The sequence below is a fragment of the Jilunia laotingensis genome, from assembly GCF_014385165.1.
GTDB lineage: Bacteria > Bacteroidota > Bacteroidia > Bacteroidales > Bacteroidaceae > Bacteroides > Bacteroides laotingensis.
The window spans coordinates 4,233,788-4,259,469 of sequence record NZ_JACRTF010000001.1; the positions used below are offsets into that span (position 1 = coordinate 4,233,788).

Genomic DNA, 25,682 nt, shown 5'->3' on the forward strand with positions numbered 1-25,682 from the left:
AATTATTTATACTTATCCATCAAGCGTTGCACATTCTCCTTAAAGCCACTCTTTTTCTGGATTTGCGTTACATCTACTAACCGCACATCATCCAAGTTACCCTCCATACACTCTCTCACAGCAAATCCGGCAGCCCATCCCAATTGTGCCATATCCTTGTTCAAACGGCGCGCAGCAAGAGCGATATGACTGGCTCCGTAAGCTCTGCAGGCAATCAATACATTCTTTACACCGAGGGGGATCATACATCGGTAGGGAATTCCCGAAGGCTTGATGCTTTTATTAAATAGCGTAACTTTTCTTCTATCAATATTTTGGGTAATATGAAAATCAATGGTATGACTTCCACATGCAATATAATCTTTCAAATTATCGGGGTCTATCAACTCTGTCAAATCATTCTGTCGCAGCATATATTCACATTTTATCCGATAAGACTCCCTCATTCCAAGCATAGGAGCAAATTCCCCCGTATAATTCCACAATCGCTGATTAACGGGATATCCGCGATACGACCCACTCATTCCGTCATTATAACGCTGTTGTAAAGTTGTCTTTACAAACTTCCAATGTTCGAGAAATCTATTTACCGCGGTTTTATACGCCCACTCCGGTTTTCCTAAACATTCATAACCGGTCATCCCTAATCCGGTCATTGGATTACAAAATCTCTGATTGGCATAGCCGTCCGAATCGATATAATCCGGTTTAACTACTTTTCCGTCTTTTTCATAAACCGTTTCTATACTACCTAGAAATTCGTTATCACTTTGAGATTTTTCGGGAGGCAACACCCTGTAAAACAAGGAAGGCTCGTTTAAGGATGTTTCATCATATTGATCATTTTTAGGCATCAAGTCTTCATTAAAACGAGAATACGGATCTTCACCGATATAATAATCCACTCCAGCAGCCCGGCAGAGTACTCCATCACCTGATGAATCGATAAAGAAATCGGCTTCAATATCCATACAATTCCCATCTTTATCTTTTACGGTGATTACATGAATCTTCTGTTTTCCACCCTCACAAGTAACACTTTTTATATCTCCGAACCAATGCCCTGTCAGCACTGTGACATTCTGTGCTGCATCCATATCTTTCCTATATTGTTCAGCCAACTTTTCATGGTTCAACAATAAATTCCCTCCTCCTCCAAAACAGGCAGGCAGTATGCTTTTGCGTATTACTTCCGGTTTATACCCATATTCCATCAGTAGCTTTTCCAGATAGGGAGGATTGATACCCTCCGCCCATGTTTGCACCCAGGCATTGACAGCCGTTCCTCCTAATGTCAAATAGGGCTCTACCAAAATAACATTCACATTTTCCTGATTAGCCAATGCATAGGCAGCTCCCATTCCTGCTGTACCGGCTCCTAGGATACAGACCTTATACGCTTTTACTTTCCGCATATCACTTATATTTTATAGTTGAAAATCTAAATAGAATCAATATCAAAAAGAACCCGCAAGAAATCAATGTAGTAAAAAGAGAAACATTCAGTAATGCACTCACCACTCCAAGAAGAATAATGAAAACAAAATCCGGATTATGCCTTGCCGATACTTTATTTAAGTATTTCAAGAAGAAGAAGAAAACGATTGAAATAAAAATAACACCATAGATGCCTGCTGCTGCCACACCATCAGTAACTAAAAAATTGGCATTGGCATTCATGGATTCTTCAATATCAAAACCTTTATAGGCCGACCACACAGCTTTTCCTAACGCATCGTGCCCAAACGGGTATGCTCCCGTTATATAATTGACAATTCCAATATGACTATAGTAAGTATGTTCCGCTGTTCTAAAAAAATCTATATAAGAAGCCCCCAACAAACCGGAAATACCAAGGGTTCGCATTAATAACAGAGCCGAAATAGGAAAAATGATAGTGGTGTCTTCACATCCCATAACCTTCGCTATTTCATACCAAATCATCACCCCCAAAAAAGCAACAACTATAAAAGGGAAAAAATACCGAAAGCCTATGTATTTTAAACACAAAAATATACCACATGCAAATACCGGAGCTGATATAGTCGTTTTCGCCCCTATTGCCATATACACCAGCAAAGCCATCAAAACAGCAATTATTATAAAAGATCTCTTTCTATATACCAATCCTATAGCCATGTATAAAGGCAAAAAGACACGTCCAATCCACAAAACAAAGTAACCGATCATAAAGGAATTCCCCTTCAATTCATAATTTTCATTACGAAGATCATATACTTCCTCAAACGATACCAACTTTAATGCTCCCGGACCATAATGAAATAAGACAAACAACGCTAAAGCAACTCCGGAAAACAACCAAAAATTAAGAGAAAGCGTATTAGTTTTATTCACAACCTTCTTATTCGAAAATTTATCTACCAGGAAAAAAAGAATCATGGCACACATATATGCAAACTGATATCCTATAACCGAGAGATAATCTGTAAAATGATATTGAATGGTTATCACCGTAGGCAAGTACACCAAAGCATATATCATAACTGATATAAAGTTAGAAGCAACCTTCTTTACCGAATAAAACAAAATTGGGAATAAAGCAATCAGGTTTGTCACTGATACTTCATAAACGGTATACGTATTGTTATAGTAACCAAAATATCCCCATACAGGTACTAAAAAAGAAGTGTGTATATATCTATAAATAAAAAGATAAAGAAAAGCCGTTATCAAATTTGCACAATCTGTCCTTCCTATTTTTACTGCAAAAAAACTTTTCATATAATTATCTTTTCCCAACTAAATAATGCTAGATACTCTCATCTGCACCAAACAGCCCTTATTATAATCTATTTCAACAACCATCGATTGATTGCCTTTTTTACCAAAGCCGTATGCTTCTCAAACAAACAATAAATACACCAGGAAATAAATAAAACAATTATCAGAATCAAAGAATACAATAACAGATTATTCCAAGACAAAGAATCAAACTGGCTCATATTGAAATACTTGAATATAAACAAACAAATAGTTTGATGTACCAAATAAAGCGTATATGAAAATACAGCTAACTTTATCCCTAAATAGTTCAAGCAATTACTCCACTTGTGTTCAGGTCGCATCAAAACAATCTGTTGGATAAATATCGCTCCAAACAAGGAAAAAACAAGCTCTATCAATCCTATATTAAATGAAAAGGATAAGTTGCCTATTCCATGACTATCACGCCCAAACTGATAACACAATACCATCAACATCATCATTAATATACTTGTATAGAAAAGAAAACCATTCCGTTGCTGAGGTTGACATACATAAGCAAAAGCACCAATCAACCACACTAATAAGTAAATAGGTTTTAGAAATGCAAAAACGGATAAAACCAAAACTAAAGAAAACAAAGTCCAAACATTTCTTTTACTCAAAAGTAAGGCAACAGCACCCATCAAAAAATAAAACCAAACCTCATAACTCAAGCTCCAAAACGGTCCCACCAATGAAGGTACTAATATGCCTTGTAATGATAATAAATTACCTAAACATGTCCAATAATTAACTTCTTCATTCAATATATGAGCGGTTATCAGATACAATAATATGGCAGAAAACAATGGCAATAAAATACGTACACTTCTATTTATAGAATAACTTTTCAGGTCGAAAGTTCCGATACCAATTCTTTTTATTGCCGCTCCCCCTACAAGATAGCCACTTAATACAAAAAAAATTAAAACTGCTTCATGTCCCATCCTCGTAATCGAGTAGAAAAACAACTTTCCATTACCTTGCATATCATCGTATTCACACCAAAATACACCTCTAGAGTGATTCAATAACACTATAAAAGCTGCGAAAAAACGTAATAAATCAATCCAATAATAATTTTTATTCATATTTCATTTTAGTGTTTTGTTCAATATTAACAAGTAACTTTCACCAATTTACCATTTATCATAAAGGGCTTGGAAGAAGGTATTTTATAAATCACTTTCCCCTCTTCAGCTTGATCTAAAAGAGTCTGCAACAGATGATTTGCTCTAAACATTTCGATATGCAGATTGGATATTTTCGTTTTCTTATACTGAGACTTATCGAAACTACGTTCAATAACCTTCTTTTTCTTCCGCTTGCGTGGCAACGCAGGAAATAACATTCTTTGCATAGCTACGTTGCCTTCCGCATCTCTGTACCTATATTCTATTTCTGAATTGAAGAAATGTTGAAAATAGGTATATCGTGTTCTTAAAAGGCTTTCCGTGCAATGATGAACCGTAGGTAAAAGGTGTGGTAAACCAAACGTGAAAATCAAAGCATCTTTCAAGAAAAGCTTATAATAAGGAGAATGTTCATCCCATGCCGTCATCGACAAGTGATGTTCGGAAACAAAATAATCGGCAAGATAACCATAAGCACATACTGAATGCTGAATATTTATACTACGCTTGACACCCGGATACTTTCTGAACATCTCAGTCAGATATCCTGCACCCGATGGTGTGGTATTCACATCAAAATCAATCCATTCCGGATTGCTCAAATCGCGTTCCGGAACAAATTTACATTTAGGATAGGCTGGCATCAGAAGCGTTCCGGAAGAGCCAATAATGTCTATAATCGAATTTATCAGTTCTTCTGCTGTACCCTGAAAATTATAAAACTCAGTCATCGAACTATGGATAAATACCACTGAACCTTCTTTCATGCCCATTGACTCCAATACATCCGTCAAGTCATGGGTAGTAAACTTCTTTCTATATATTTTTTGGAATACCCACTTTCTTCTTTTATGGATATAAAGAGTGAGATTATCCGTATGAAGAATCTTTTTCAACAATCTTTTTATCATCAGTAATTTCAGAATCTATTTTGAGAAAACATATATCAAGCGATGGTAATATGGGGCCAAAGAACGCACCCATGAAATATGTTTCAAACGCTTGGCAAGTACTTCTATTTTTATACGGCAAGAGCAAATATAATAAAACAGATTATTGCTCCGGAAATTATGAGTAGTATACAACAAGTGAGAATCGCCACCATAATGGGTTACATAGTCTGAACCTCCCCACAGAAAATGAAATTCAGCCGCTTTTTCATCAATAGCTTTCTTTATGGCAAGATAAATAACAGTGCGCCCCACACTGTACTTTGCAAAATCGACATCGAAAGCCACCAATACGGCAAAATATTTATTGTTGACTTTATAGCATAATAGCCCTCCTATAAATTTACCTGAAGCCCTGATTACCGTAATTCGTCCATATTCCTGTGCAAAACGCCTGTGTTTTTGTGAAGCTGATACATCAAAACTATTAACTTGCTTCTTCTCTTTGAATCTTCTTTCCTTCAAAAGAACAAATTTTTCAAAGATATCTTCGTCCAATTCATTGACTTTTACATTTTCCCAGAATTCAATATCCTGAAAATCTTTTTTTAAGTTTATTATAATATCCTCTGAAGCGGGTTCTGGACTTCTTTCCCAACAGGGTATCATACTCTTCAGGCGTAGCAGGCAGTTTTATATACAAGTCTGAAGAAGCCGAATAACATAGGGCATTCCGGGCCTGATAAGGTGACATTAATCCTCGAAAAGTAACCTTTCGTACCTTACTGTAATGATCAAAAATCCATCGCGTAAAGAAATCCAGACAACTTTTCTCAAAATCAGTAACCCTATTCAACAACACACACTCCGTGGAGTATATCTCATAGATAAACGCTTCACACAAAATATCATTTTCATAAAGCAACAGCGTTTGTAATTTTTCTATTTGCTTTAGCTCTTTAAAATAAGACCAAGTGACATACATCGATTGATATCTCGTCTCTAAAAAAGAAGTTATATCGGCAGGAACACCTGGCTTACATTCAACTCTAAACGGATTCATTTTTATTAAAAAGATAACTGACCTATAGGCTCTACATTCGAACAATTTAAATAAAGATCGGCAGGAGTTACAAAAAAGACTTCCTTCTCATACGATCCATTCATTGGGTGTATCTTATTAACCACTGATTTGTCAGTCAAAATAAGATTTAATGAATTCGCAATCTCTCGTGCAGGAGCTACAAGATCTGACAAATCCAGTATTTCAGAACCACACATCGAAGGCTGTTCGCTTATTTCTACATGTTGTTCCTTTCTTGCACCTTTTTTAATCCCAGCATTTTTTTCACTTTTTATAAGATGAATGAAGTCATTAAAAATCTCACTTTCTTCACTCATATTCAACATATTGACATTACTTTCAACTCGCGTATTACTCAGATAGGGAGTGTCTCCTAACAATGTAATCAATGATATCCGATCATTTCCCCTTGTCCGTTTCAACAACTTTGTCGAATAGTCCCAATCAACCACCATTTTATTAAACTTCAGAGGACATTCGGCATCCAAGTAACACTGAGCTACATACTGTGAACATACCATTGGATTTTTGCCTTTTGATAGTAAATTGTTTACAGTTTCAGCAAGTAAACGAGCTATGTATTCCAAAAAAGTATAGAAAATTTTATTGGTCAATGTCTTTTTGCTGAACTTCTTATAAACTAACAATATGCCAAGTAAAACTAAATCGATATAAGCATAATCAGTCTTGTCCTGAATATAATATTCGATAGAATTCAATAACTTATTTAATTCCTCAGCATTTAAATGATAACGACGTATAAAAGGCATCTCATCAGGCAATGGTGTTAAACGTATACCTTCGAGAGTAGATTCCGCAATCAGGAGTTCGTCCTCTATTTTATACATTAATGCGGCATGGCTGACAGAACTATCCGTCAGTAAAGCAATTGCTTGAGATAATTTAGATCCTTCCGGAGCCGGAAATACCAAAATATCCCCTACTCTCAAGTTTTCTATTCCAATTCTTTTTTCTGTGATCATTTTAATTTGTCTTTCATATTATAAAATATTATTGTCATGACATCTGTTTAAGAGCCTGTTTCAATTTTTTGTCTTACTTTATCCTCAAAAACGTTCTAAGGATTGTGCTAAATTCCTTAAAAGCTTTCAATCCAAAGATGCCCGACAATGACAGAAAACCAACAACAAACAAGATAGTATCCAGACAGACATCCGCCAAACTGCTTCCCGAAGCCGGAATCATCCAAATTACGGCTCCGATCAAACCTGCCAAAATAAGATAAGGTAAAATTGTTTCAATCTGTTCCAACACTGAATAAGTAATTAACTTTCCGGAGTAGTACATGTTTACGAAAGACATTCCAAACATTACCAGAAACTGTCCGATCAATAATACGGATATTCCATACTTAATAGTCATGACAATCGAAAGCAAGAACAGAATATGACGAACCGAATCCAAAATAACAAGCAATTTACCCCTCTTGTATAGCCTGTATACATTATAACTTATCTGCATGATGGGAAGCGTAAGTCCATACAAGCAAAGTAGTTGGAAATAAGGAACTGCGGGCAACCATTTTTCAGTGAGTAAAAGTAAAAACAGCGGTTTAGCAATACAAATTAACAGAAACATCAAAGGAAAAATGACAAAACAGGTGACTTCGATAATCCGTTTATAGGCTTCTTTCGTACGGGAAAGGTCGTCTTTAAAATATACCAACGTAGGAAACGAAACCTTCATGATAACACTTGTCAATGTCGATGCCGAAAAATTTTCAAAACGATTGGCTTGATTGTAATACCCTACTTCATCCGAGTTGTAATATTTCCCAATGACAAGCACATATACATTCTTCATTATCGTATTGATCAACGAATGTAACATAAGGTTCATACTAAAGGCAAACATTTCCCTTATTACCGCCAAAGAGAGTTTCAACGTAGGTTTCCACCTTCTAAGTGCCGTATACAACACTGTCCTTATAAAGGACAGTGACAGTTGTTGTATCACCAGTGCCATTATTCCATACCCGGCATATGCCATCCAAATGCCAAGCAATCCGGACAACAACGATGCACTGACACTTACAATAGCCGACTTTTTAAACTGAAGGTATTTCTGAATAATTACATTTTGAATCAGTCCGAATGAACTGACAGGAATAATAAGAAAAAGTATTCGTGCATAGCCTGTAAGATCCGGAATATTATAAAACCGTGCTATATAAGGACTGCAGACATACAATATCGCATACAACAAGGCCCCCACTGTCAGATTCAGAAAAAAGACAGTTGAGAATTCAAGCTCGCCTGCATCTTTTTTTTGAATCAAAGCTTGTGAAAAACCGGAATCCAACAATATATTAGCTATAGCTACAAAAACAGTCAGCAAGCCAATGACTCCGTAATCTGCCGGAGTCAATATCCTAGCAATGACGATGGTGACAATAAACTGTATGCCCAATGAGGAAAACTGCCCGATAGACTCCCAAACAACTCCTGAAATTAATTTTTGCTTTATTTCTGTCACTTGTTTTTATCGTTTAAATCCACATGCCCGGTTTGTCAGAGAGCGGCATCCGCTATCTCTTCCGACAAGCAACCTTTCACATCATAGACAACCGACTTCTCAGCACATAAGGAAGGAATATCCAATCCTAAAAATTCTCTGTGGCAGACAGTAAGCACCACTGCGTCATATTTTGAACGGGGAAGTGAATTTACGATGTCCAGTCCATATTCGCTTTTTACCTCTTTTGCCACTGCCCAAGGGTCAAAAATCGTAATATGAGAGGAATATTCACTGAGAACTCTATAAATATCTAGTACTTTTGTATTACGGATATCGGGACAATTTTCTTTAAAAGTAACTCCCAAAATTAGAATATTCGCATCTTTCACCAAGATTCCTTTTTTATTCATCAACCGGATAACCTGATTTCCAACAAACTCACCCATACTGTCATTCACGCGTCTCGCTTCAATCAATATGTTGGGAGAATACCCGTGTACCTGTGACTTCTCTATTAAATAATATGGATCCACGCTGATGCAATGTCCTCCTACCAGTCCGGGTTTCAATTTTATGAAATTCCACTTTGAAGCAGCAGCTTCGATTACATCATTCGTATGAATACCCATCACATTGAATATCCGGGAGAGTTCGTTAAAAAAAGCAATTTGTACATCGCGCTGACAATTCTCGACTATTTTAGATGCTTCCGCCACCCGTATAGTCGGTGCCATATGAGTACCGTTCAATAATACCGAATTATAGAGTTTATCTATTTTCCGTGCTGTCTCTAAAGTAGATCCTGAAGTTACTTTCTTAATCTTCTCAACCGTATGTTGCTTATCTCCCGGATTTATCCGTTCTGGGGAATATCCGGCAAAGAAATCTTTATTGAACTCCAGACCGGATGTACGTTCGATGACAGGAATACATTCTTCCTCCGTCACACCGGGATAAACGGTAGATTCATACACCACGATATCCCCTTTCCTAATAAAGTTCCCAACCGTTTCGCTTGCCTTCAACAAGGGGGTCAGGTCTGGACGATTTTTCTGGTCGATAGGAGTAGGCACAGTCACAATATAAAAAAAAGAACCTGCCGCATTTTTCCTGAACTCCACCACTTCATCCGGATCAAAAGTACAGCGGAATCCGTTCAAATCAATGGCTTCTTTCAGTAATTCATCAGTTACCTCCAACGTAGAATCAACACCATTCATCAACTCAGAAACACGTTTTCGGTTCACATCAAAACCCAGTGTCTCGTATTTCGTAGAAAATAATCGGGCTAATGGCAAACCCACATACCCAAGACCGATCACAACAATCCTAATATTATCCATTTGTTATCTAAAATTATTATTGAAACATACCTGATCCGAGAGTCTGATAACTCCTTTCATCCCACACTCTTCCCGTCTCGGCAAAGTGTCGTTTTATTCCATCCGGTTTACAAATTTCAGTCCGCAATTTCCCAGTGTGGATAGGGATTTTCTTCCAGAGATTTTAAATATTCTACCGTTTCACGCTCCGTATCCGTCCATTCCCTGCCAACCCACGTATTGATAATTGCATGAGCTTGATCTAAAAGATTCCGGTCGAAAACTTCCGCATAACCAGCCACAAGGAGCTGGCATTTTAACAAGGACGCAGGAAGATAGTCAAGTATCTTCCAACAACGCTCCAATATTTCATGAATACGTTCTTGTTTGTCACCATCATCGTAAAGTGTTGCATTATATCCCATCAGGAGAGACAAACACAAGGAAGCTTCCTCATCGATGGTCGATGGCTTATGATGAAATAAAATATTGGCACGGTGAAAAACTTCACGGTTCAATGCTGTAAAATGATCACTATAAATGGGACTATCGTCCACACCCAGATAAAATAGCTCATGTGCAAGAGCATACAAGGTTGAAATTTCGGATGCTAACATAGAAAGATTATATACTATTTATAAATTTACGATGAATTAAAACCAATCCTCTTAAAGGTTTCCCGATGGAATTATTTCGACAAGAGAAGGATGTATAAAAGTAGTGGCAACAGCCATCACTCCTTCAATTGAAACCACTACACGACGGTCATGACAAACTCGTACAAACTCACCTTCAACACCGGCAAAAAGACCGCCTGTGATACGCACACGGGCTCCTTTAGGAAGAGTCAACCCGGAAGGCTCGAAATAAAGAACAGCCTGATCGTAATTCCCGGAAACTGCCATGAAATTACGCATCTGTACATCTGGAATAATGACCGGTTGTCGATATTCACGATTCATAATGTAACGGATGGGAATGTTTATTCCTGCAGATTCTTTTATCCAGTCGATACGATTACGCGAAGTATGTACAAAGACAAGATTGTGAACAGCAGGAACCAATTTACGGATTCTCCGCCCATCCTTTATTCTATATTCGTAATGCATCGGGATAAAATTCTCGATACCTTCCGTATCAAGATATTCCTTCAATAGTAATTCACGGCTGTAAGTGACGCGAAGCGCATACCAATTCAACGAATAATTGTTATCTTTATTCATGTGATATTTAAAAGTAATATCGTCGTTTACGTTAAGATATATTCTGGGGACACCGGAGTAAAGAAATACCTGCCGATCAAGTTATGTAATGCGTTTATTGATTTTAATTTCAATGCATTCATGTTATTTCAAGAACCTCCACTATCACAGAAGGAGGGAAATGAAATAGTTATTTTGATATAATATATTATAAACGAACCAGTTACTAACAAATAGTGTTTCAATAAACGTTCGTTTAATGGAACACTATTTTTGTAAAGAAAGGAAAATACGAAAAAACAGAAAAAGAGATAAGTCGGATTGCTGAATTGCATTTTATAAGCCATTGATTTACAATGTAAAATATTTAAAATAACAAATATAATGAATTTTGTTTATAAAAATATTTTGTTGTATCGAAGATAAGCTTTACCTTTGTTCCATTAAACGAACGTCTATTGAAACACTTTTTCTCCCCGTTTTGTCACATTACCGTCAAAAAGTAAGTTCCAAATAAAATACCCATATAAAAAGAGAATCGCCATAGCTTTCTTGAATTTGCTATGGCGATTCTCTTTTTATACGGGCACTTTATCGGGCTTACCTATTTTAGGAGCTTATAAAATCAAGGACAAACCGGATTTATGAGTACGAGGACATTTAGCATAAATTTGTAGAAATGGAACACTAAATAAACAGAACCACGTTGAGGACCATACAACGAATACTTAATGTTTGCAGAGGATCAAGCACAGAGTGCATCACCCATTACAGCACCTTTTTATCTGCTCTACAATATACTCCACATCCCCGTCGGTCACACAAGGTCCGGCTGGGATACATAAGCCCATGTCGAACAACTTCTCGGAGACACCGTTTACATAACACGGATTCTGTGCGTAGACGGGCTGCAAATGCATAGGCTTCCATAAAGGACGTGTTTCGATGCCTTTCCCATCCAACTTGAGACGGACTTCCTCATAATTAGTACCAGTCTTTTCCGGGTCGATCAGGATGGTACACAACCAGTAATTTGCATTGAAACGACTGTCGGGGTTCGACTTCAAGGAAATCCCATCCACGTCAGCAAATCCTTTCTCATACAAGGCGTGTACATGGCGGTGGTGGGCGACATGCTCGTCTAACACCGTCATTTGACCACAACCGATGCCTGCGCAAATATTGCTCATCCGGTAATTATAACCGATCTTTTGATGTTCATAGTAAGGGAAGGCTTCACGGGCCTGGGTGGCATAAAACATGGTCTCTCTCTTAGAGGCTTCGTCTTCCGTTACAAGTGCCCCGCCTCCCGAGGTAGTGATCATCTTGTTGCCATTAAACGACAAGGCACCGAATTTACCGAAGGTGCCGCACTTACGGCCCTCAAATTCAGAGCCTAAAGCTTCGGCAGCATCCTCCAGTACAGGAATATCGTATTTCGCTGCGATGGCGCAGATCTCATCAATCTTGGCAGGCATCCCGTAAAGATGCACAGGAACAATTGCCTTGGGCTTCTTGCCCGTCTTCTCAATTCGATCTTTTATCGCTTCCTCCAATAAGGCAGGATCCATATTCCAGGTATCTTCCTCGCTGTCCACGAATACCGGGACAGCTCCCAGGTAAGTTACCGGATTAGCCGACGCACAGAAGGTGAACGACTGGCAAATCACCTCGTCACCAGCTTCTACACCGAGCTGAATTAATCCTAAATGGATTGCTGCCGTACCCGCTGATAAAGCGACCACTTCTTTATTTTGTCCTACAAAATGTTTCAATTCTTCCTCGAAAGCATTCACATTGGGGCCGAGTGGAACCACCCAATTGGTATCAAAAGCTTCCTTGATATAATCTTGCTCCTTGCCGCTCATGTGAGCCAGGCAAAGATAAATTCGTTTGTCCATAATATGATATGTGATTTTTAAGAATATTGTCTATCAAACTTTTTTTCTCCAGACATAAAAGGGGACGAAAAGCCACTTCAATAAACTAAATATTTTTTTCACTCTGAAAAGATCCATAGATATTTCTATGTCCCGAATAGAGATTCCCCATCCAGAAACATCAGGTTTATTTATTGCTGTTAGTTACTTGGAAATATATTAAAAAGAGTCCGCAGGTGAAATCTCTTCTCCTCACAATATCAATCGATAAAATTAAAATATTCAATACACCTTTAAAAATGCAATCAAAATTTCCATTTTATATGATAAGGAATAAACAGAAATAAAATTATTTCATATAAAAAGCGAATCATCTACAAGTATTCAAATAACTCTCTTAAACATTTAACCGTATATAATGATGAAATATTATTTATGATAGATAAATCTTGTTTGTGAATATTATGACTACCATCATCCAACAAACAAATACAAGTCCATCCCAATTGAATTGGCGCAATAAAATCCTTTACTAAATTATCGCCTATATAATAAAATGCTGCATTCTTATACTTTTTCTGAAAATACAAATACCCCTCAGAAGAAGGTTTAGAATAACCGAACTCTTCTGAGATAACCCAATTATCCTTCCTTATGTATTGATCAATACCTAAAGCAATAATTTTATTGTTTTGAGTTATACCCCTTCCATCTGTTAAAATACCTAAATTAATATTTTTTTGTAAACTTAGTTGCTCCAATACAAATTGTGTATCACAGTCTAAACTAATATTAGGCTTATGACTACGATATATTGAAATAAGATAATCAACTGAAATAGGCAAATTATATTCTCTAATAACCTCAGCAAAAGTATTTCTTCCCGCCTTATAACAAGAAATCATAAATTCATAGATTTCTCTTTTATCATATTCACTTTCAATAAAATCCGAAATCTCTTTATAAGCTGATCTTAAATAATCTATTTCTTTATATAAAGTATCATCTAAATCAAAAATAACAACTTTCTCCATTTTCATAAATGACCACTTCGCTATCATAACGCAACATCAAAGTAGTATCCCTCCAAGAGTCAGAATATTTCACCGTCTCATTTAGAATATACTCCTTTATTATATTCTCCGGAAAATTTGCTCCAGCATAGAAAGATAAAGGATAACCACCACCAAAACGAGGATTTATTTCAATACCTACGACATCATTATCTGACTCACGATAAAATAATTGAATACAAATACAACCAATTACCCCAGCCAAATATCCCATACGATCTTTCAAATAATTAACAAGATAATTCTTTCTCGTAAATCCCTTATTTATTTCACCAGCACGAATTTCTAATCTTTCTCGGGGAACAATTGATTTAACTTTATGATCACACCCATAATACATATCTACTGTATACTCCTTATACTCATTTTTATCTATATATTCCATAAAAATAAGCTTAGGATGTTCTAATATTTCGGGAGTTAAATCACTTTGCTGTCTTATTATATAAAGATCTTTAGATAAAGAACCGTCATATGGTTTGGCAAACAGAGGAAAAGTGGGAGAATACTTATTTACAGGATTTGGGACACGAATATCCAAATCCAACATATATTTACTCGTTTTACGTTTATCCCGACAAACTTGAATAAAATCCAAGTCGGAGACAATTGGCTCTATCCCTTTTAATTGAAACTCTTTTTTATGCTCTGACAATACCAATAATTCTGTATCAATTGTAGGAATTACGACACGAATATTATTATCAATACACAAATTCAACAATGCGTCAATATAATCTGGAGCAGTAACTCTCGGAACACTGAAACATCCATCTGAAATTAATCCGGCAGGAGCCATTGGAGGATTCATATCTGTTGTATAGACCCTACCGTACGGGAAATAGAGTTTAAGTGTCTGCTGAAACATTTTAGTCAGCGTTACCCGCTTTCCTACAGAGGTTATTAATATATTATTTGTCATTTCTCTAATTATTTCCAGTAAAATATTCCATTGTAGCAGAGGTTTTCGAGTTTATTCCTTCACGTACAAATACTTTTTTGAGAGTTAAAAAAACAATTCTCACATCAAGAAGAAAGGAGCAGTGATCTACGTACCACACATCTAATTCAAATTTCTTAGTCCAAGAGATAGCATTACGTCCATTCACTTGCGCCCAACCTGTAATACCAGGGCGAACTTCGTGCCTCCGAGCTTGTTCTTTACTATAAAGAGGTAGATATTGAGGTAGTAAAGGGCGAGGACCAATCAAAGCCATATCACCTTTTATGACATTTATCAACTGAGGTAATTCATCAATAGAAGTCGAACGAATAAATTTTCCTATTTTAGTCAAGCGTTGTTCGTCAGGAAGAAGGTTACCGGACAAATCACATTCATCAGTCATTGTTTTGAACTTTATAACTTTAAAAATCTTTCCATTTTTGCCTGGGCGTTCTTGTAGAAACCATACCCTTCTATTTTTACTGACAATGGATAGAGAAATATAAAAAAATAGTAAAATAGGAGACAAAACAATCAAAGCACAAAAAGCAAGAACTAAATCAATAATTCTTTTTACTATTTTTTTATACATAATTTATCAAACACAAAATCAACAATCTGTTTAGAAGAGCTACCAGTATAGTTTCCCCAAAATATTTTTTTCATTTTTTCTCGTTGAGGATATGAATAGCATTCCATTGAATTATTATTTTTAGGTGAGTTCTATCAATTCAATTTATCCTCTTGTATCAGACAGCAGAACTCTTTAACTGCCCAATTTGTGAGCTTTAGTCTTGCAAATTTAGCGAATATTTTCTACCCCCCCCCCCGATTTTTACAATAATTAACTTGTGTTTGTTGTAAAAATTGGATGTGCAGGCATAATTCACCCCAACAACTCAGGTTTCAGCCTGATTATTTGCGTGTAACGACTGATGTTATACACAAGACTGGTGAATGCTACATTGGCTTTAGCACGAATAAGCCCTACTGTACGCACCACAAGTCCACGCATGGTTTGTTCCTCAAACCCGAATACATGCTCGACAAGGCAACGTGTCTTGGATTTTTTCCTATTGTCTGATTTCTGCTCCTTGGTAAGCGGACGGTTACGGTAGCCCTTTTCGCAAATTATCGGATTCATCTTATGCTGTTTTACAATCTCCTCTTGTCCGACATAACCGGCGTCCAAATACAAGTCCTTGCCTTCGTCTTTTTCATCCAGCAGTCCTTCAAAGCCTTTGGAATCATGCACTTCTGCCGACGTGGTATCATAAGAAAGTATGATCTTATTGCGTTTCTCAACTTTAGTATGCTGCTTGTAGCCGTAAAAAGTCTCATCACGCTTCTTTGTCCAGCGGGCATCTACATCCTTGTGGCACTTCTTGTGGGGATTGTCATTCCACAACTTATCACCCGCTCCCTGTTTTATCTGCTCATTTTCATCACGGGTGTTACGTTGGCGAGGGGCAATAACAAAACTGGCATCAATGATGCGACCCTCATTGAATTGCAGACCCTTACTTTCCATGAAACTATGAAATTCCGAAAAAAGCTTGTCATAAACGCCTGTATTTGTCAGGAGTTCGCGATACTTCCACACCGTCTTCTCGTCAGGAACATCGTCAACACATTCAATACCAAGAAACTTGCGGAAACTCGTACGGTCAACTATCTGATACTCTATCTGATGGTCACTCAAACCATAATAACGCTGAAGAAACAAGACCTTGAACATCAGCACACAGTCTATCGGCGGACGACCGGCATTACTTTTGCGCTCTCCGGTAAAAAGGGCTGATTCAAGAGTAGGACGAAAGATCTCAAAATCAACATACTGAGACAACACTTCAAGAGGATTGCCCATTTCATTCAAACGCAATTCACGATTCTCTGACTCAAATAGTTGATTATAACGAAGCTTACGGTATCGGGATAACTTGTTCATTATAAAATTCTTATTTTCTGCAAATTTACGCTCTTGGAACCATATAAACAACTGTACTACAATATTTTAATTTATAGAACTCCTCTTTAATCAAAGACAATAACTCTTCAAAACTATATGCTCGTTGCCCTAAAGTATACTCATCATAATCTAAACGAGGGTCTAACGTAATTCCACGGTTTTCAGAGATATAATCCTCTTTATCAAAAGGAAATAATATAATTTGTTTATTATCCAATAACATAAAATCATGATAAATAGACGAGTAATCTGTTATTAGAGTAGTAATAAATGGCAGTATGACATAAACATCAATTTTATTATCTAAAACAAATATATTAGAATAATTCGCAATGCTTGATGTATCCAATTTAGTCGCATGATGCAGTTTCAGTATAAAAACAGAATTAGTCTTTATTAATTGCTCATTTAATAAAGCAAAATCAAAACCGGCTGAAGTAATGAAATCGTATCTGGTTTCTCTCCACGTCGGCATATAAATATATGAAAAACTATATTTTTGGATCTTTTCTATTAATTCAAATGTTTTTTGGTTCTCATGAAGCTTTACAAATTGCTTAACAGTATCTAAAGAAGAAAAAAACAAATCTGTTCTTGGATAACCTAACTCTATACATTTATTCTCTGATATGCGAAAAGCATCTTTTAGCAGATAATCTGTAGTAAATTTTGAGGTCGATAGCAAATATTGCGGTCTCCTAAACAAAAAGGGAGCATATATTCTACTAATTAGATTGTTGGGATTATAATGTTTAGCAGCCTCGCCATGCTTTACATTAAATTCGATCAATTTAATACCAATTCCATGCCATAGATTAAAATCAAGAGCCCTTCCCACCGCGAAATAGTTTATATCAACAGTATAAAAACTGAAAAAATAGACACCAGCTATCAATGAGTAATATAATCCCTTCATACTCCATTTATAGTAAGCCTCATATTTTTTATTCCTAAGATCTTTAACTAATGACTTATCGCCAGAAATCCAGATTGGACGAATAGAATTAATTTCTTCATGCACATATAAGAATAAATACTTAGGATTACCACTGAACTTAACATGACTGCCAAATACCCAAATTCTATTATTACGCTTAGTCAAATACGAAAGCGGATATATAAATAAAAAACCAAAAAATGCTTCTAAAGTCTTACCAAGAAAACTTTTAAAATCATACCTTTTATACATATATATCAGGTATTTTACAATTGAATTCTTCATACTAAATAATATTTAAAACCGTAAATCGTTTTCTCATAATTTTAGCTTTTGCAATTATTCTCTTCAGTTCGGTTTCAGAGAATTGTATATCATTTTCAATCTCCGCATAAAGTCCAATTTTTTCAAAGAAACACAATAAGCTTTCATAAGCATCATCGTTTTTCCTTATATTTTTTTCTATGTAAAGCATAGCCCATGCTACTTGTATACCATGTAATGTCGCTCTATCCGGAAATAACTCATCAATGGCATGACTCATTAAATGTTCCGCACCACTGGCTGGTCTCGAACTATTTGCAATGATCATAGATAATCCTGATAAAACAAGTCCATATGTTAATACTTCTACAAATTCTTCCGAACGAAGCTGTTCCCTCGTATAAGCAAAAATAGCCTTAGCCGTGACTATAGACAAAGAAACAGAAAAAATATCCAACACTTCAGAATCATAACTCTCAGCTAAATACCAATCTTTGATTGCACTTAGATTAGAAACCAAATCCCCAACACCAGCCAATAACATCTTCAGCGGAGATTTTTGGATTATTTCTATATCTGCTATAATACCCAATGGCTCCAGAACCCCGAAACTCTCTTTTTTTCCATTCTTTGTTAAGCGTGCTATCGGAGAATAAATAGCATCATTTGATAATGAGGAAGGTACTGAAATATACTGAAGGCACAACTCTCTCGAATATAATTTTACAAAATCGATAATACTCCCTCCACCAAATGCAATTAATAACACATTATGATGTTCATATTTACTTTTTACAGATTCAACTTCTTCTACATTGCCACCTTTAATAAAAATCACATCAGAGAAAGTCTCAACAGGAATATAAGTTTTGTACAAATCAAACAATTCTTGTGATGTAAAAAGGATTTTTTCTTCATACGATAGATGATTAGCTTTTAATATAGAATCCAATTCTTTAAAAGCTTTTTTTTTCACCTCAAAAATTATAGGAATCTTAATAATTCTGGAGAACATCACATTGACTTTTTGATTGACTCCAATATCTGAGAAGTACTTATGCCTTGTGTATAAGGTAGAAAAACCATAGAAACACCATGATTGTCTAGAAAAGCTTGATCAACCCTTATCTGTTTCATATAACCCTCTCCAGCCCAATCACTACCATGAACTATAATATTAATATTATTTTTGACAATAGCCTCTTTATTATCAAATGTGTCTATTACAAACGCTTCATCCACATAACGACATGCTTCCACTACAGCCAAACGATCTCTCTCAGAAATATAGGGTTTCCTTTTATAAGATTCCACTATCCTATCACTATTAATAGCTACAATCAATCTATCTCCTAACGCCTTTGCACGTTTCAGTAACTCAACATGCCCCGTATGAAAGAGATCAAATACTCCAATAACATAAATATTTATCATAATTACAGAAAAGCTTTAATAAACGAATCTTTTTGAAAAGTAAATGCAAACTTCAATATATCATTTCTTTTTTTATTACAATACTTTTTATCTGCAATAATATCAACACATTCTTCAATAGTATTAACTAGAAATCCCGATTCTGACGAAATCGTTTCTACGACTCCTCCTTTATTCCATCCAATAGCCGGAATGCCACAAGCCTGAGCTTCTAAATAGACTAAAGGTAAATTTTCATCATAATCAGATAATAACCAAAAACAATTTGCACCTGAGTAATAATATCTTAAATCATATCGCTCGATTGCACCTAACATATAAATGTTATCTTGCAATCCATATTCTTTTATTTTTTCGTCCAATACTCTTTTATAAGGACCGTCACCTACTATAATCCAAACTAGATTATTATTCCGATCTACTATTTTCTTAAAAGCATTGAGCATATTGAAATATCCTTTTTTCTCTACAATTCTAGAAACAGAAATTAAGATATCTCTATCCTTAGCCAATTCTTTTAATCTTTTCTGTACCTCAACATTTTTATCCGAATGAAAAATATTAAAATCAATTCCTGTATGGCTGACTTTAATCTTATCTTTCAAATAAAACAATTTACTCCGACTTATAAATTTAGTTTTATAAAATTCACTAACGGTAATGATCGACTTACAATATTTCAAGGCTCTGTGATGCATAAGTCTATATTGCAAAAATTTAGATGCTAAAGTAGAGCTTTCATATACCCATTCTACTTCAAAGCCGTGAACCAACACTATCGATTTCGATAAAATCTTTTTTCCTAAAACTAACCCTGCAACTATAACCGCAGATGTACCATTTATGATAATTTGATCATATATGTCATAATTCAACTTCAGCAAGGAAACAGTATAAGTTGGCAGCCACAAAGGTTTACTGTACAAATTCATTTGAACATAATTTACATTAGGTAAATTCAAGGTTTTCTTATAACGATTTGTACAAACAGTCACTTTATGATCTCGTTCTATCAACAACTCTGTAATTGATTCTGCCACCGTAGATATTCCAGATATTTCCGGATAAAAAGAATCTGTAATCAATAAAATATTCATTGGAAGAAATTTATGAGAAAATATATTTTAAATCATAATCATTTTGACAAGCTGTATATCCTTTGATCTTTCTGTTGTGAACATTATACAAACCCTTCAATAAGTCTGATACAGAATCTGATTTTACAACAATAGATTGAGAATAATCAGTAAGCACCTTGCCTACGTATGGGACACAATCAGAAGCTATTATAGGCTTATTGAAGAACATAGCCTCCAATAAAACATTAGGTAAGCCTTCCATCCTCGATGAGAGAATATACACTGTGCAAAACTTCATATATGGATATGGGTTATTAACAAAACCAAGAAAGTGTATACGATCTTTTGATTTAAAAGAATCGACCATCTGAATAATCTTCTTCCCATATTCACCATCACATCTTCCTATGATAAACAAATGAGATTTTACATTATCATACTGCTCAAAAGCTTCTAAAAGTATATCATATCCCTTAGCATAACTGATATTACCTACAGCTAACAGTATTTCAGAACCTTTATATTCGCCATATGGATTATCTATATCCTTAGTTTTCTCCTCCAATAAATCTGAATCAATAGGATTATTTAATACACAAATTCTATTAGCTGGTAGTTTATAATAAGATTCTATTTCTTGTTTCATCTCATCAGTTTGTGCAATTATCTTATACGCCCTTTTATATAACATTCGGGTGAACCAATCCACAATCCTAGCCTTAAACGTTACAAAGAGTTTGTTGCTGGGTAGTGTAGGTTCTCTCAGAATAACACATATATTACAAAACAAAGACAATACAAGAATTAAAACAGAAGTATATTTTAAGGAAGAAAAAATAAAATCTGGCTTCCAAGCCCGTATCATTTTGTATAACTTAAAGATCGTGCTTCGGACATGTGTGGCCCCCAAAGTAATATATTCAATATTTATAGGTACATATTCACTCAACTCTCCTGATCTCTCACCCAGATTAACCAACCGAACTACATACCCTTGTTTAAACAGTAACTTAGCATAAAGTAATGACATTTTCTCTGCCCCACCACATCTCAAATTCGGTATAATAACTAATACTTTTTTCATACTTTCCAATACATTGTTCTGGGGACAGATGTTTCTAAAATATCTACTAAATTCATATATAATAATTCGGGATAGAATGTCTTCCCTTCATTTCCAATAAACAATGAGTATATTCCTCCAACAGATACAACCACTAATAATCCAATCAACATCTTTTTCATTTTTTGTCCAACCCCAATCTGAAATATTAAATATGATACATAAAAAAAGAACAAATACTTCATTAAATCCAAAGTCCGGGAAAACAATTGAAGGGATCCGGAAAGGGTAAAAATCATATAAGAAAGCAATAGAATATAAAAATAATGTATTACTAAAAAACGAGATTTCAGTCTGCTCTTTTTAATATTGATATAATAGCAAATTGGTATTGATACGAAAAAAAGAATCCATGATAAATACCATCGAAGAGCTGGCCCAACAAATATGGCATCATCTCCATCACCTGAAAATATATATGCATCGATTTTCATGCTGAGTACTTCACCAATTCCACCTACGGTTAGAAAAACTTCAGATAAAGCATGTAATAACTGATAAAAAAAGAAAGAAGACCCAATTAATACAAAAGCAAAAACATTAATCCATAAATTAGAAAAGAATATTGCACACAAAAATAGTATTACAAATGGATAAATTGAAAAATGTAAAAAAACAGATCCCAAAAGAAAAACAACAGTATTCTTATAACTTCCTTTATAATAACTCATAAGAGCTATTATAAACAAAAATATTGCATTACACTGCCTTATCCCGCTAAACCAATATGGACTTGTTAAAGCTAAAAAAAAAATTAACGGATAACTAATAGAATGAATACTTGAATTTTTGAAATTAAAAATTTCACTTATGTCATATGCTAAATAATATAACATAAAATACATAATAAAAGCACTAAAGAAACCAATTATTTGTGACGTAAAACCTATTTTTCCAAAAATCCAAAAAATATAATACATTACATAATCAGGCTTATCAGAAAGAGTCGTCCAAAATAAAAAATCATCAAAAGTTAATAAGCCAAGCAAAGAGTCATACATTTCATAGTGTCTTGTTATGTCCATCGTGACTTCCGGTATAAATAAATAGCCATATAATCCCCAACATAAAGCCCCAATCAAAATATTAAATTTTAGATCAATACCCTTAATAAGTAAAAGGGTAGAAAGAAGAAATGAAAGGAACGGACAAAAGACAAATATTATAACAATAAACAATCTGGCCAACCACCTAAACTTATTTTCCATTTCTTAAGTTTGATAAGCAAAACAAATTAGTATATACACAAATTCATTCATATGTAAAAATAGAAATTTTTGCTTCTATAACGATTTCGCACCAACAACACATGGTATTATTGCTATTTTTTCAATTTTATAGCTATTTTCTTTCTAATCGCAATGTATTCACTAAATGTAAATGATAAAATTTTATTTTGAATACTAGATTCCTTAAGCATGTTAAATTCTGTATTTGTTGCATTTTTCTCAATTTGTATCAATTTAATATTATCAATTAATCTTTGAAATACTGCTATTTCATTATATTCTTTATGAACTCTGAGCCAACCATTAGCAGCAATTATTCGGGCTTCTTCAATATGGTTAAGATAATAATTACATTTATCTATACATTCTTCTATCGTTTCAAAGCCTATCACCTCTTTATCTAACTCAAAAATATCTCCTAAATGTGACTTATTATCACATATCTGTAAAACTCCATTTGCAGGCAAATAAAAAAGTCTCACATTAATTGGCCCTGTTGAATTATGAATATTGATTCCAATCTGACTTCTTTGTAACATTTCAACCTCTTTTCCCTCTGGAAGGTATCCCCTTTTCCACCCACGACCATAAAAATGAGCATCAGGGAAAGCATTTGCAATAATATCACACCTCTTTTTGCGGAAAGGAGATAAACGGTCTATCATCATAAATATATCAATATCTCTTTTGCCTGATAGTATATCTTCATAAGTTAGATTCGGATTAAACATATTACTCCAAATTCCCATTGGTTGCCATACCACATTCTTACACCCCCATTCTTTATATGAACAAATCTCAGCTATATTACCTATTGCGCATAAATCATATGCAAACGCAACAGGCTTAGAAAGTTGCTCAGAGCTTTCGGGATCATCATTACAACAATAGACTGTAAAAACTGGCAATTTTTGAACAAACTCTGGATGAAAATTAACACCAACTGAATTAAAAAAGATATCACACCCTTCAATTTCTTTTAAAAAGCGATTATACAAATCCATCAACCTTTTATCCTTCCATATCCACAATTTATCCAAATACTTAAATGGAAGAAAAGGAAATAAATCCGAATAATTCATGCAAAACGGCTTTACATCAAATCCTGTTTTATTAAGCCGTTCTATATATGATAAAGTTTTATTAGTTATATGTTTACGATTATTATAGCCTTCTGACCTTAAGTATCCGTATAAAATTTTCATATCAAATTCTTATTTCTTAATATATTTTTTCTTATTAGTTCAACGCATTCATTTTTTTCTTGTCTATTTAGCAATAGGAAATATGAAGTTCCTATCACGACTACAAAATTTACTATTATGTTTAAAAATATCCGAAATAATGAAGGTATAAAAAGATTACTCACTATATAGGAAATTCCTAATGCCCAAAAAGTAATTATTAAATATGGAAATATGATTATATTAAGCCAGTTTTTTATTGGAATATTAAAATATCTTTTCACATCAAAAACAATAAAAAATCTGCTTATAAACATCATAAAAACACATGCATATCCAATACTATAAATACCTTTATTATCTATTATTAATAAATAAGCTAACAAAATAGTCAATGAATAAAATATGCCAGTAGATAATTCTACTCTTTTAATTCTACCAATTGCTTGTAATAAAGCATATTGTCCCATAGTAGATTTTTCAATCATAAACATTATTATCATTAACTGACATATTCCCACAGAGTATTTGGGTACGTGAATTAACCAAATATTTAATATATTGTCAGCTTCTACTAAAATGGGAATAGTTAATAATAATATTAGAATAATTCCTAACTTAGCAGTAAGATATGAAAGCCGCACTGCTTCTTTTCGGTTTCCAGCTCCTTCATTTTGTACTATCGCAGGAGTAACAACTGTTGATAATGATGTTGCTAATACATTCGTTTGATTTGAAACTTGATTCCCAATCCCTAATGCGGCATTACCTTGAGTACCAAAGAATAAATTAACTAATATTGCATTGCCCTGTGTTCTTACCAAATGACCAAAATTTCCCCAAAAGTTCCAAAATGAGTATCCTAATAAATGACAGGATCTATTTTTATTGAAAAAATATGAAAAATGCAATTTACACTCACTAAATAAATAAAAAGCTCTACCCATCTGAATTATTTGCACACATATAGTAGATAAAACGACAAAAGATGTATATAAAATCAGCCGATTATCTTCCCAAAAGATCAAAATATATGCAGATAGAAAAAGAAGCAAAGATTGAATTATTCCCCAAAAAGCCAAATCTAAAAAACGTTGCTTAGCAGTATACATTGCTATAAAAGGTACAGAAATCATAGAAAAGAAAGCCGCAATTAAAGACAAACCAAAAACCACACATGCATCATTTATCTAACTATTTGCTATTTGAAGAACATTTTTAATAAAGAATAGTCCAACAGGATAACCAACACATAATAGTATTAATGGAAAAAAGAAATGAATACAAAAAGAAACATTAAACCACCTATTAACTTCTTCCTTGCCCTTATTATCTACATAAGCGAAATACCGACTGGCACTAACAGATAAAGTCGAATTTAAAAATGTGACAAAAGATATAATAACTCCAATTAATGTGTATAATCCAAAATCCGACTCTCCTAATGAATTGAGTACCCAACGACTACTAAAAATAGCCAAAAATGCCCCCAATAAAGAACGGGAATATGTAATTATAGTATTCAACAAAATAGACTTACTACTACTCATCCTTATAAATTATACTAATATATAAAATAATCTCCCTCCAAACAAACGATGATAACAAAATTGCCTTATTATTTTGACTCAATCGGCACATCCATTATTAGGAATATAAAACTTTTATTATCAAAGCCCAAGTTATTAATTG

The 25,682-nt window shown here is 34.6% G+C and carries 24 protein-coding genes; all 24 read right to left on the reverse strand.

Annotated elements, in window-relative coordinates:
* Positions 1-2 precede the first annotated feature (2 nt).
* The 24 genes from H8744_RS16620 to H8744_RS16735 all read right to left on the reverse strand — a co-directional run bounded on the left by H8744_RS16620 (position 3) and on the right by H8744_RS16735 (position 25,165).
* Entirely contained in the window at positions 3-1,415 is a 1,413-nt protein-coding gene (locus H8744_RS16620; protein WP_262435922.1) for an FAD-dependent oxidoreductase, read from the reverse strand.
* Position 1,416: 1 nt separating this feature from the next.
* Positions 1,417-2,742, reverse strand: coding sequence for a hypothetical protein (locus H8744_RS16625; protein ID WP_262435923.1), 1,326 nt, complete (start codon positions 2,740-2,742; stop codon positions 1,417-1,419).
* 68 nt (positions 2,743-2,810) lie between these two features.
* The gene (locus H8744_RS16630) at positions 2,811-3,857 is read right to left on the reverse strand and encodes an acyltransferase family protein (RefSeq protein ID WP_262435924.1); all 1,047 of its coding nucleotides are present in this window, start codon (positions 3,855-3,857) and stop codon (positions 2,811-2,813) included.
* Positions 3,858-3,883: 26 nt separating this feature from the next.
* Positions 3,884-4,810 carry an AAC(3) family N-acetyltransferase gene (locus tag H8744_RS16635; RefSeq protein ID WP_262435925.1) on the reverse strand — a complete coding sequence of 309 codons (927 nt, stop codon included), beginning with the start codon at positions 4,808-4,810 and terminating at the stop codon, positions 3,884-3,886.
* A 15-nt stretch (positions 4,811-4,825) separates the two neighbouring features.
* Positions 4,826-5,458 (reverse strand): GNAT family N-acetyltransferase, encoded by a 633-nt coding sequence (locus H8744_RS16640; RefSeq protein WP_369411038.1) that lies wholly within the window; start codon positions 5,456-5,458, stop codon positions 4,826-4,828.
* Positions 5,376-5,852, reverse strand: coding sequence for a hypothetical protein (locus tag H8744_RS16645; RefSeq protein ID WP_262435927.1), 477 nt, complete (start codon positions 5,850-5,852; stop codon positions 5,376-5,378). Before H8744_RS16645 ends, H8744_RS16640 begins: the two co-directional genes overlap by 83 nt.
* A gap of 5 nt (positions 5,853-5,857) precedes the next feature.
* On the reverse strand, positions 5,858-6,856 hold the full coding sequence (locus H8744_RS16650; protein ID WP_262435928.1) for a C40 family peptidase: 999 nt from the start codon (positions 6,854-6,856) through the stop codon (positions 5,858-5,860).
* 73 nt (positions 6,857-6,929) lie between these two features.
* Positions 6,930-8,369, reverse strand: coding sequence for a lipopolysaccharide biosynthesis protein (locus tag H8744_RS16655; protein ID WP_262435929.1), 1,440 nt, complete (start codon positions 8,367-8,369; stop codon positions 6,930-6,932).
* A gap of 35 nt (positions 8,370-8,404) precedes the next feature.
* Positions 8,405-9,694: a nucleotide sugar dehydrogenase gene (locus H8744_RS16660; protein ID WP_262435930.1), complete on the reverse strand. Its 1,290-nt coding sequence runs from the start codon at positions 9,692-9,694 to the stop codon at positions 8,405-8,407.
* Between the two features lie 116 nt (positions 9,695-9,810).
* Positions 9,811-10,290 carry a UpxZ family transcription anti-terminator antagonist gene (locus tag H8744_RS16665; RefSeq protein WP_262435931.1) on the reverse strand — a complete coding sequence of 160 codons (480 nt, stop codon included), beginning with the start codon at positions 10,288-10,290 and terminating at the stop codon, positions 9,811-9,813.
* A gap of 51 nt (positions 10,291-10,341) precedes the next feature.
* A complete protein-coding gene (locus tag H8744_RS16670) occupies positions 10,342-10,896 on the reverse strand; it encodes a UpxY family transcription antiterminator (protein WP_262435932.1) in 555 nt (184 codons plus the stop codon).
* A gap of 740 nt (positions 10,897-11,636) precedes the next feature.
* Positions 11,637-12,776, reverse strand: coding sequence for an aminotransferase class I/II-fold pyridoxal phosphate-dependent enzyme (locus tag H8744_RS16675; RefSeq protein WP_262435895.1), 1,140 nt, complete (start codon positions 12,774-12,776; stop codon positions 11,637-11,639).
* Positions 12,777-13,129: 353 nt separating this feature from the next.
* Positions 13,130-13,795, reverse strand: a complete 666-nt coding sequence (locus H8744_RS16680; RefSeq protein WP_262435933.1) for an HAD family hydrolase — start codon at positions 13,793-13,795, stop codon at positions 13,130-13,132.
* Positions 13,767-14,750, reverse strand: a complete 984-nt coding sequence (locus tag H8744_RS16685) for an ATP-grasp domain-containing protein (protein ID WP_262435934.1) — start codon at positions 14,748-14,750, stop codon at positions 13,767-13,769. Before H8744_RS16685 ends, H8744_RS16680 begins: the two co-directional genes overlap by 29 nt.
* Before the next feature lie 4 nt (positions 14,751-14,754).
* Positions 14,755-15,363 carry a sugar transferase gene (locus tag H8744_RS16690; protein WP_262435935.1) on the reverse strand — a complete coding sequence of 203 codons (609 nt, stop codon included), beginning with the start codon at positions 15,361-15,363 and terminating at the stop codon, positions 14,755-14,757.
* Between the two features lie 294 nt (positions 15,364-15,657).
* Complete coding sequence (locus H8744_RS16695) at positions 15,658-16,719, reverse strand: IS5-like element IS1169 family transposase (protein WP_008777670.1); 1,062 nt, start codon at positions 16,717-16,719, stop codon at positions 15,658-15,660.
* A 25-nt stretch (positions 16,720-16,744) separates the two neighbouring features.
* Complete coding sequence (locus H8744_RS16700; RefSeq protein WP_262435936.1) at positions 16,745-17,962, reverse strand: CDP-glycerol glycerophosphotransferase family protein; 1,218 nt, start codon at positions 17,960-17,962, stop codon at positions 16,745-16,747.
* Position 17,963: 1 nt separating this feature from the next.
* Positions 17,964-18,956 (reverse strand): iron-containing alcohol dehydrogenase, encoded by a 993-nt coding sequence (locus H8744_RS16705; RefSeq protein WP_262435937.1) that lies wholly within the window; start codon positions 18,954-18,956, stop codon positions 17,964-17,966.
* The gene (locus H8744_RS16710) at positions 18,956-19,375 is read right to left on the reverse strand and encodes an FAD synthase family protein (protein ID WP_262435938.1); all 420 of its coding nucleotides are present in this window, start codon (positions 19,373-19,375) and stop codon (positions 18,956-18,958) included. The genes H8744_RS16705 and H8744_RS16710 overlap by 1 nt, the downstream gene beginning before the upstream one ends.
* 2 nt (positions 19,376-19,377) lie before the next feature.
* The gene (locus H8744_RS16715) at positions 19,378-20,472 is read right to left on the reverse strand and encodes a glycosyltransferase family 4 protein (protein ID WP_262435939.1); all 1,095 of its coding nucleotides are present in this window, start codon (positions 20,470-20,472) and stop codon (positions 19,378-19,380) included.
* Between the two features lie 10 nt (positions 20,473-20,482).
* Positions 20,483-21,538, reverse strand: coding sequence for a glycosyltransferase (locus H8744_RS16720; RefSeq protein ID WP_262435940.1), 1,056 nt, complete (start codon positions 21,536-21,538; stop codon positions 20,483-20,485).
* Entirely contained in the window at positions 21,535-22,785 is a 1,251-nt protein-coding gene (locus tag H8744_RS16725) for an EpsG family protein (protein ID WP_262435941.1), read from the reverse strand. The genes H8744_RS16720 and H8744_RS16725 overlap by 4 nt, the downstream gene beginning before the upstream one ends.
* Positions 22,786-22,898: 113 nt before the next feature.
* Entirely contained in the window at positions 22,899-24,011 is a 1,113-nt protein-coding gene (locus H8744_RS16730; protein ID WP_262435942.1) for a glycosyltransferase family protein, read from the reverse strand.
* A complete protein-coding gene (locus tag H8744_RS16735; protein WP_262435943.1) occupies positions 24,008-25,165 on the reverse strand; it encodes an MATE family efflux transporter in 1,158 nt (385 codons plus the stop codon). Before H8744_RS16735 ends, H8744_RS16730 begins: the two co-directional genes overlap by 4 nt.
* Between the last annotated feature and the right edge of the window lie 517 nt (positions 25,166-25,682).

What these genes read in the sequence shown, in the direction of transcription:
- H8744_RS16620 (WP_262435922.1), bottom strand. Translation starts at nt 1,415, where the DNA reads ATGCGGAAAGTAAAAGCGTATAAGGTCTGTATCCTAGGAGCCGGTACA.
- H8744_RS16625 (WP_262435923.1), bottom strand. Translation starts at nt 2,742, where the DNA reads ATGAAAAGTTTTTTTGCAGTAAAAATAGGAAGGACAGATTGTGCAAAT.
- H8744_RS16630 (WP_262435924.1), bottom strand. Translation starts at nt 3,857, where the DNA reads ATGAATAAAAATTATTATTGGATTGATTTATTACGTTTTTTCGCAGCT.
- H8744_RS16635 (WP_262435925.1), bottom strand. Translation starts at nt 4,810, where the DNA reads ATGATAAAAAGATTGTTGAAAAAGATTCTTCATACGGATAATCTCACT.
- H8744_RS16640 (WP_369411038.1), bottom strand. Translation starts at nt 5,458, where the DNA reads ATGATACCCTGTTGGGAAAGAAGTCCAGAACCCGCTTCAGAGGATATT.
- H8744_RS16645 (WP_262435927.1), bottom strand. Translation starts at nt 5,852, where the DNA reads ATGAATCCGTTTAGAGTTGAATGTAAGCCAGGTGTTCCTGCCGATATA.
- H8744_RS16650 (WP_262435928.1), bottom strand. Translation starts at nt 6,856, where the DNA reads ATGATCACAGAAAAAAGAATTGGAATAGAAAACTTGAGAGTAGGGGAT.
- H8744_RS16660 (WP_262435930.1), bottom strand. Translation starts at nt 9,694, where the DNA reads ATGGATAATATTAGGATTGTTGTGATCGGTCTTGGGTATGTGGGTTTG.
- H8744_RS16665 (WP_262435931.1), bottom strand. Translation starts at nt 10,290, where the DNA reads ATGTTAGCATCCGAAATTTCAACCTTGTATGCTCTTGCACATGAGCTA.
- H8744_RS16670 (WP_262435932.1), bottom strand. Translation starts at nt 10,896, where the DNA reads ATGAATAAAGATAACAATTATTCGTTGAATTGGTATGCGCTTCGCGTC.
- H8744_RS16675 (WP_262435895.1), bottom strand. Translation starts at nt 12,776, where the DNA reads ATGGACAAACGAATTTATCTTTGCCTGGCTCACATGAGCGGCAAGGAG.
- H8744_RS16680 (WP_262435933.1), bottom strand. Translation starts at nt 13,795, where the DNA reads ATGAAAATGGAGAAAGTTGTTATTTTTGATTTAGATGATACTTTATAT.
- H8744_RS16685 (WP_262435934.1), bottom strand. Translation starts at nt 14,750, where the DNA reads ATGACAAATAATATATTAATAACCTCTGTAGGAAAGCGGGTAACGCTG.
- H8744_RS16690 (WP_262435935.1), bottom strand. Translation starts at nt 15,363, where the DNA reads ATGTATAAAAAAATAGTAAAAAGAATTATTGATTTAGTTCTTGCTTTT.
- H8744_RS16695 (WP_008777670.1), bottom strand. Translation starts at nt 16,719, where the DNA reads ATGAACAAGTTATCCCGATACCGTAAGCTTCGTTATAATCAACTATTT.
- H8744_RS16700 (WP_262435936.1), bottom strand. Translation starts at nt 17,962, where the DNA reads ATGAAGAATTCAATTGTAAAATACCTGATATATATGTATAAAAGGTAT.
- H8744_RS16705 (WP_262435937.1), bottom strand. Translation starts at nt 18,956, where the DNA reads ATGTTCTCCAGAATTATTAAGATTCCTATAATTTTTGAGGTGAAAAAA.
- H8744_RS16710 (WP_262435938.1), bottom strand. Translation starts at nt 19,375, where the DNA reads ATGATAAATATTTATGTTATTGGAGTATTTGATCTCTTTCATACGGGG.
- H8744_RS16715 (WP_262435939.1), bottom strand. Translation starts at nt 20,472, where the DNA reads ATGAATATTTTATTGATTACAGATTCTTTTTATCCGGAAATATCTGGA.
- H8744_RS16720 (WP_262435940.1), bottom strand. Translation starts at nt 21,538, where the DNA reads ATGAAAAAAGTATTAGTTATTATACCGAATTTGAGATGTGGTGGGGCA.
- H8744_RS16725 (WP_262435941.1), bottom strand. Translation starts at nt 22,785, where the DNA reads ATGGAAAATAAGTTTAGGTGGTTGGCCAGATTGTTTATTGTTATAATA.
- H8744_RS16730 (WP_262435942.1), bottom strand. Translation starts at nt 24,011, where the DNA reads ATGAAAATTTTATACGGATACTTAAGGTCAGAAGGCTATAATAATCGT.